The sequence below is a fragment of the Sporolactobacillus spathodeae genome, from assembly GCF_016908935.1.
Taxonomy (GTDB): domain Bacteria; phylum Bacillota; class Bacilli; order Bacillales; family Sporolactobacillaceae; genus Sporolactobacillus; species Sporolactobacillus spathodeae.
In genome coordinates this window covers 97,507-104,154 of the sequence record NZ_JAFBEV010000009.1, presented here as the reverse complement: position 1 = coordinate 104,154, position 6,648 = coordinate 97,507, and the positions used below count along the sequence as shown (strand labels likewise).

General features: G+C 45.1%; 5 protein-coding genes and 1 rRNA gene. All 6 read left to right on the top strand.

The window, feature by feature from the left end:
* Positions 1-148 precede the first annotated feature (148 nt).
* The 6 genes from rrf to JOC27_RS06610 all read left to right on the top strand — a co-directional run bounded on the left by rrf (position 149) and on the right by JOC27_RS06610 (position 6,405).
* Positions 149-265, top strand: a 5S ribosomal RNA gene (rrf, locus tag JOC27_RS06635).
* Positions 266-623: 358 nt separating this feature from the next.
* Positions 624-2,288, top strand: a complete 1,665-nt coding sequence (locus JOC27_RS06630) for an L-lactate permease (protein WP_205006250.1) — start codon at positions 624-626, stop codon at positions 2,286-2,288.
* Positions 2,289-2,345: 57 nt separating this feature from the next.
* A complete protein-coding gene (locus JOC27_RS06625; RefSeq protein ID WP_239529966.1) occupies positions 2,346-3,074 on the top strand; it encodes a FadR/GntR family transcriptional regulator in 729 nt (242 codons plus the stop codon).
* 421 nt (positions 3,075-3,495) lie between these two features.
* The gene (locus tag JOC27_RS06620; protein WP_205006249.1) at positions 3,496-4,266 is read left to right on the top strand and encodes a (Fe-S)-binding protein; all 771 of its coding nucleotides are present in this window, start codon (positions 3,496-3,498) and stop codon (positions 4,264-4,266) included.
* Positions 4,232-5,707, top strand: a complete 1,476-nt coding sequence (locus JOC27_RS06615; protein ID WP_205006247.1) for a LutB/LldF family L-lactate oxidation iron-sulfur protein — start codon at positions 4,232-4,234, stop codon at positions 5,705-5,707. The genes JOC27_RS06620 and JOC27_RS06615 overlap by 35 nt, the downstream gene beginning before the upstream one ends.
* On the top strand, positions 5,704-6,405 hold the full coding sequence (locus JOC27_RS06610) for a LutC/YkgG family protein (protein ID WP_205006245.1): 702 nt from the start codon (positions 5,704-5,706) through the stop codon (positions 6,403-6,405). Before JOC27_RS06615 ends, JOC27_RS06610 begins: the two co-directional genes overlap by 4 nt.
* The last annotated feature ends 243 nt before the right edge of the window (positions 6,406-6,648 follow it).

Genomic DNA, 6,648 nt, shown 5'->3' with positions numbered 1-6,648 from the left:
ATGAGGTTGATAGGTCTGGAGTGGAAGCGCGGTGACGCGTGAAGCGGACAGATACTAATCGGTCGAGGGCTTAACCCAAGATTGACGCGGCGTAGTTGTTTGTGTTTCGTTACCAGTTTTGAAGGCTCATCCGAGCCGGGTTTTTCAGTCTGGCGGTCATAGCGAAGAGGTCACACCCGTTCCCATCCCGAACACGGCCGTTAAGCTCTTCTGTGCCAATGGTAGTTGGGGGCTGTCCCCCTGCGAGAGTAGGTCACTGCCAGGCAAATGATAAAGAACAGGCGCTTCTCAGAAATGAGCGGCGCCTGTTCTTTTTTTTTAGAAATAAGAATGGCTATAAGATATTGCACAGGCGTGGCGCCCGCGGCAAGCGGGCAGCCGAAGCACCATAGTTGAAAAAGAATTTGGCTATGCCAAGTTTTTCTTAATTCATCCGCGGCATGTAGCATCTGTGAAAGGCAAAAAAAGAGACGGACATCGAGAACGGAAGTGATCTTTCTTTGCTTCTTTATTGACAAGGAATTTACAATATGAAATTGTGTCTAAAGTTTGACAATTGTAAGCGATTACAGTTACTATTTGAATATGCTTGACAAGTTCATATATTTAGAGGGGGAGAGTAAATGCATTGGGTTCAAATCTATAATCCGTTTGGTAATATGCTTGTATCTTTTTTGGTCGCTTGCATTCCAATCGTTTATTTTTTCTGGGCGCTAGCGATTAAAAAGATGAAGGGCTATCTGGCAGGATTGTCAACAGTTTTGATCGCATTGATTGAATCTGTATTAGTGTATAAAATGCCAGTGCTTCTCGCGGTAAGAGCAACGCTTTTCGGTGCTGTTCAAGGCTTATGGCCGATAGGTTGGATCATCATTACGGCATTATTCTTGTATCAGTTGACTGTCGCCTCTGGACATTTTACCATCATTCAAGACTCGATTGCTTCGATAACGCAGGACAGACGGCTACAAGCTCTTTTAATTGCGTTCTCGTTTGGCGCTTTTCTGGAAGGGACTGCGGGTTACGGGGCTCCCGTAGCAATTGCCGCTGGTCTACTAATCGGACTTGGGTTTAATCCATTTTACGCTGCAGGTCTATGCCTAATTGCCAATACAGCGCCTGTTGCATTTGGCGCTGTTGGCATACCAATTTTAACCGCTGCACAGGTATCTGGGCTCGATGCACATGCGCTCAGTCAGATGGTTGGGCGTCAGGTACCGATCGTTTCAATGTTTGTTCCTTTCTGGCTAATTTTTATTATGGCTGGATGGAAAAAAACAATTGAAGTGCTCCCTGCAATCCTGGTTTGCGGTCTTTCGTTTGCCGGTGTGCAGTTTTTCACATCGAATTTCATGGGCCCGGAACTGCCGGATATTGCTTCATCAATTCTGAGCATTGTTGCCATGGTCGCGTTTCTAAAAGTTTGGAAGCCGAAGAGTACTTTTCGTTTTAAAGATGAACGCTCCGTCGTTTCTCCAGGTTTAGGTATCAATGAACAAGCGGCAACGATTGAAGCGGTGAAACATCATTCTTTTAAAGAATTGTTTATCGCTTGGTCGCCATTTGTTACATTGATTGTCATTATCAGTCTATGGGGCGGTGTCACTGCTTTTAAAACACTGCTTGCAAAAGCGACATTTCTATTACCCGTTCCAGGTCTTAATCTCGTTATCGAAAAAGCACAGCCGATCGTTTCTCAATTAACGCCGTATGAGGCTATTTTTAAATTTGACATTTTGGGTGCCACAGGAACGGCAATCCTGGTTGTCTGCATTCTCAGTAAATTTCTTCTTGGCATGAGCTGGAAGATCTGGTTCGCCACCTTGGGCAAAACATTAAAAGAATTGATTATTCCGCTGACAATGATTGTTTCTGTTATTGGTTTCGCTTATATCGAAAACTATTCAGGGATGAGTGCGACACTTGGCCTCGGACTTGCATCAACTGGAGCTGCGTTCCCATTTGTTTCACCGTTAATTGGTTGGCTTGGCGTTTTCCTAACAGGATCAGACACGTCATCCAATGCGCTATTCTCCAACCTACAGAAAATTACCGGACATCAAATTGGTGTTGATCCGACACTCCTAGTAGCGTCAAACTCTTCCGGTGGGGTAACAGCGAAAATGATATCTCCGCAATCGATCGCTGTAGCGACAGCAGCTACCGGGCAAGTGGGTAAGGAAGGTAGTTTGTTTATGTTCACATTTAAACACAGTCTGCTTTTGGTTGCGATCATTGGCATTATCAGCCTGCTTCAGGCTTATGTTCTTCAATGGATGATTCCTTAACACGGAATAAAATATCTTGGTACCTGCTCCGGATTAAATGTAAAATAAAAGAAGAACATGAAAGACGGAGTGAGTCATTTGCCAATTGAACCGATAAATAATAAAAAGATGTATGAGAAAATTGCTGATGCACTGATGGCGATGATTCGTTCAGGTGAATTAAAACCAGGGGATCGTGTAGCTCCAGTCGGTGATTTGGCCGCACAATTCGGCGTTGGACGCTCAGCTGTAAGGGAAGCACTCAGTGCTTTGCGGGCGATGGGACTGATTGACATGCGGCAGGGTGAAGGTACGTATATTCGCTCCTTTTCACCGGAAACTTTTTCAAAATATCTTTCTACCGGAATTCTGATGGAAGAACGCGATATCGATGATTTGCTCGACGTTCGCGAATTATTGGAAAGTGAAGCGGCAAGACGGGCCGCAACGAGCAAAGATTCTGTTTTAATTCAAGAAATCTTTAAGGCTCTTGATTCGATGAAAGAGGTTAAAGAAGACGCGTCAATAGGCGAGGAGGCAGATTTGGCATTTCATCTGGCTGTCGCTCGTGCCTCAGGCAATCGTCTACTTGCTCAGCTTATGGCTAGTGTCTCCGAAGCGATTGCAGAATTAATGCGAGAGACAAGAAGAATCTGGATCTATTCGCAAGATTCAGCGATCAAGAAAATGTATCAAGAGCATAGAATGATCGTTGATGCAATTGCTGAAGGCGTCCCTGATCGGGCAAGGCAAGCGATGTTGGATCATCTAGCTTCTGTCCGGCAAATTATTAAACAATCTGATTGACGTTTAAAAGGCATGATCTGCTGGTATTCAAGGTAGATTTGCCTTTTTTACAAGTTGAGAAAAATGAAATTGATTTTGCAAAATGCAGCGAAGTGCTCTGGAGCACTTACGCGAAAAGCGAGCAAAGTGTGCCCCCGCAGCTTCTAGCCTGTTCGAGGAGATGCACGGCATCCATGGCAACGAGAAGTCAAAGCGCGAGTGCTGTTAAAAAGAATGAGTAGACCAATGTCGCATGAAGAGAGAGGCCATGAGCATAAAAAATAAAAAATGACAAAAATATGGCATTAAAGTGTACAAAGTGTGATTGATGTGTGATAGAATTGTGTCTGCAAAGGAAATAGATCAGATCACCTGATGTATTAGCCAATGCTTTTTTGATAATCTCTGTGACTCGTTAATTTTGGGAAAGAAGATGACTTTTATGAAGGTATCATTATTCACGACCTGTTTAGGTGAACTTTTCTATGTTGATGTCTTGAAAGATACCACAGAAGTTCTTGAACGACTCGGTTGTGAGGTGGACGTTCCAGAAGGACAAATTTGTTGCGGACAGCCATCTTATAACAGCGGTTATAAAAAAGAGTCCATAGGTCCTGCAAAGCATATGATAGAAACATTCGAAAATGCGGATTATATTGTTTCTCCATCAGGTTCCTGCACATCCATGTTTCGCGAATATCCGAAAATATTTGCAGATGAACCGGAATGGGCGGAGCGCGCAAAACGAATTGCTGAAAAAACATACGAATTCACGTCGTTTATCGTCAATGTGCTTGGTGTAGAAGATGTCGGCGCTGAATTCCACGCACGTGTGACGTTGCATACTTCCTGTCACATGACACGATTGCTTGGCGAGCGCGATTCACATTATCGTTTGCTCAGTCACGTTAAAGGACTTGAATTGGTTAAATTGCCAAATAACTATGACTGCTGCGGCTTCGGTGGCACGTTCTCAGTGAAAATGACGCCGATTTCCGAACAAATGGTTGATGAAAAAATCCGTCATATTGAGGAAACGAAAGCAGAAGTCTTGGTTGGCGCTGATGCAAGTTGTCTGATGAATATCGGCGGCCGGATGCGCAGACTTGGCAAACCGGTTAAAGTCATGCATATTGCACAAATATTAAACAGCCATCAGGAAGAGGAGGCGGCGCATCATGCCAATGAAAGTCGGAAATCTACCGTTCTTTGAAGGCGTCGATAAAGCCATCAGTAATACGTATATGGTGAACGCCGTCTCTTCGGCGCAGGATGGATTGCGTGAGAAAAAGCTTAAGGCCACGGTCGGCGATGAAACATTGGGCGACTGGGAGGAATGGCGCAGGGCTGGTGAAGAAATCCGCCAGTTTACCTTGAATCATCTTGACTATTACTTAAAACAATTAAGCGATAATTTTGCTGCTCGAGGTGGCCATGTCTATTTCGCCCAGACGGTTGAAGAAGCCCAGAATTACGTGCGAAAAATTGTCCGCAGTAAAAATGCGAAAAATATTGTGAAATCAAAATCGATGGTTACCGAAGAAATAAGCCTGAATGAAGCACTTGAGGCGGAAGGTTGCGATGTTTTGGAAACGGACCTTGCCGAATTTATTCTTCAGGTTGATAAGGACAGACCGTCGCATATTGTCGTTCCTTCCGTGCATAAGGATCGGCGGAAAGTTCGTGAAGCTTTTCAAAAGTTAGGTTACAGTGGATCGGATGAGCCGAAAGAACTTGCAGCATTTGCTCGGAAAACATTACGTGAGAAATTTCTGCATGCGGATGTCGGGATTACTGGCTGTAATTTTGCGGTCGCAGATACAGGCAGCATTTGCCTTGTCACGAATGAGGGAAACGCGAACATGGTGACGAGCTATCCGGAAACACAGATTACGGTTATGGGCATGGAGCGTCTGGTACCTTCATGGAAAGAACTTGATGTACTTGTGACTCTGCTCTGCCGAAGTTCAGTCGGACAGCGTCTGACAACTTATGTCACAGACATCACGCCTGCTGACCAAACGGATACGGTTGACGGTCCGAAAGATTTTCATCTTGTTATTGTCGATGCGGGTCGGAGCAGGGCGCTCGGCACAGAGTTTCAGCCGGCTCTGCAGTGCATCCGCTGCGCGGCTTGTCTCAATGTCTGCCCTGTTTACCGTCACATCGGCGGTCACGCATACGGTTCCATTTATCCAGGACCAATTGGGGCGGTTCTGTCACCAATTCTTGGTGGTTATAAAGAATATGGCAAGTTGCCTTATGCGTCCAGTCTATGCGCTGCCTGTACAGAAGCCTGCCCCGTGCGGATACCGCTTCATGAACTTTTAATCAAGCATCGCCAGAAGTATGTGGCTGGTGCCGGTCATCCGCAGACAGGAGAAAAAATCGCGATGAAGGCGTTTGGAATTGGTGCGAAGTCGCCATTCCTTTTTAAAGCAGGTATGAAAATGGCACCGATCTTTTTAAAACCGCTTGTACACGATGGTTCGATTTCCAAAGGACCCGGTCCCATGAAACCCTGGACACATGGACGTGATCTTCCAGCCCCAAGCAAAGAAAATTTCAGAGAATGGTTCAAAAAGCATCAAGCAGAAGCCGGTAATCCACCGACAACCGTGAATGCAGATGGTTCGAGGAGTGAAGCAAAATGAGCAACGGAACGATTGAGAATCGCGATCAATTTCTTGAGACGATTGCCCAGAAATTAGGGCATGCTGCAGGTGAAGCGGTCACTACACCCGAATGGAAACATCAACCGCAGTGGGCAGTTTATGAAAATAAAACGCCGGAACAGTTGGTTGAAATTATCAAAAAAGCCAGTGAATCGATCCACACTCAAGTAGTAGAAACGAATAGTGCTGATTTGGCGGAAAGTTTGAACCACCTGATCGATAGTTATGGCGGGGGAGCGATTCTTGCAACGTCTGATAAGCGCTTTAGTGAATGGGGACTATCGGATGTGTTAGAAGCGCGCCATGTAGCTATTTGGGATACTTTGAAAGGTCATGAAAATATCGATTTGGCGGCTCATGCAAATATTGGCCTTTCGATTTGCGACGTGATGCTGGCTGAATCGGCGACAGCTGGTCTGTTCAATGATAAGGATAAAGCGCGAAGCGTCAGCTTGCTCCCGGTGACGTCAATCGTTCTCGTGCCTAAAAGCACGATTGTGCCGCGACTGACTCAAGCGATGGCGCTTGTTCAGAAGCAGGTAGATGCAGATGAAAGCCCGGCTCCATACATCAACTTTATCTCTGGGCCAAGCAATAGCGCCGATATTGAAATGCGGCTCGTTGTTGGTGTTCACGGGCCGGTAAAAGTAGCTTATTTGATTATTAATGATCGCTAAACTATCTCGAGTGATCGGGATGGAAGGCTATATTTGATGAAGCGGCAGGGGAATCTCAAAGATAAGAGATTCTTCTGCCGCTTTCATTCTCTGCTAAAAAAGCGCCCCAAGTTTTAATAACTGAGACGCCTTACATATTATCGCTTATCAGAGAAACAACATGAAATGGAAGTATGGCTTTTTTGGGCTTTATTAATATATTTTGTTGTCTTTAATCGTTTATTACCATGTATTCGCTAGCCG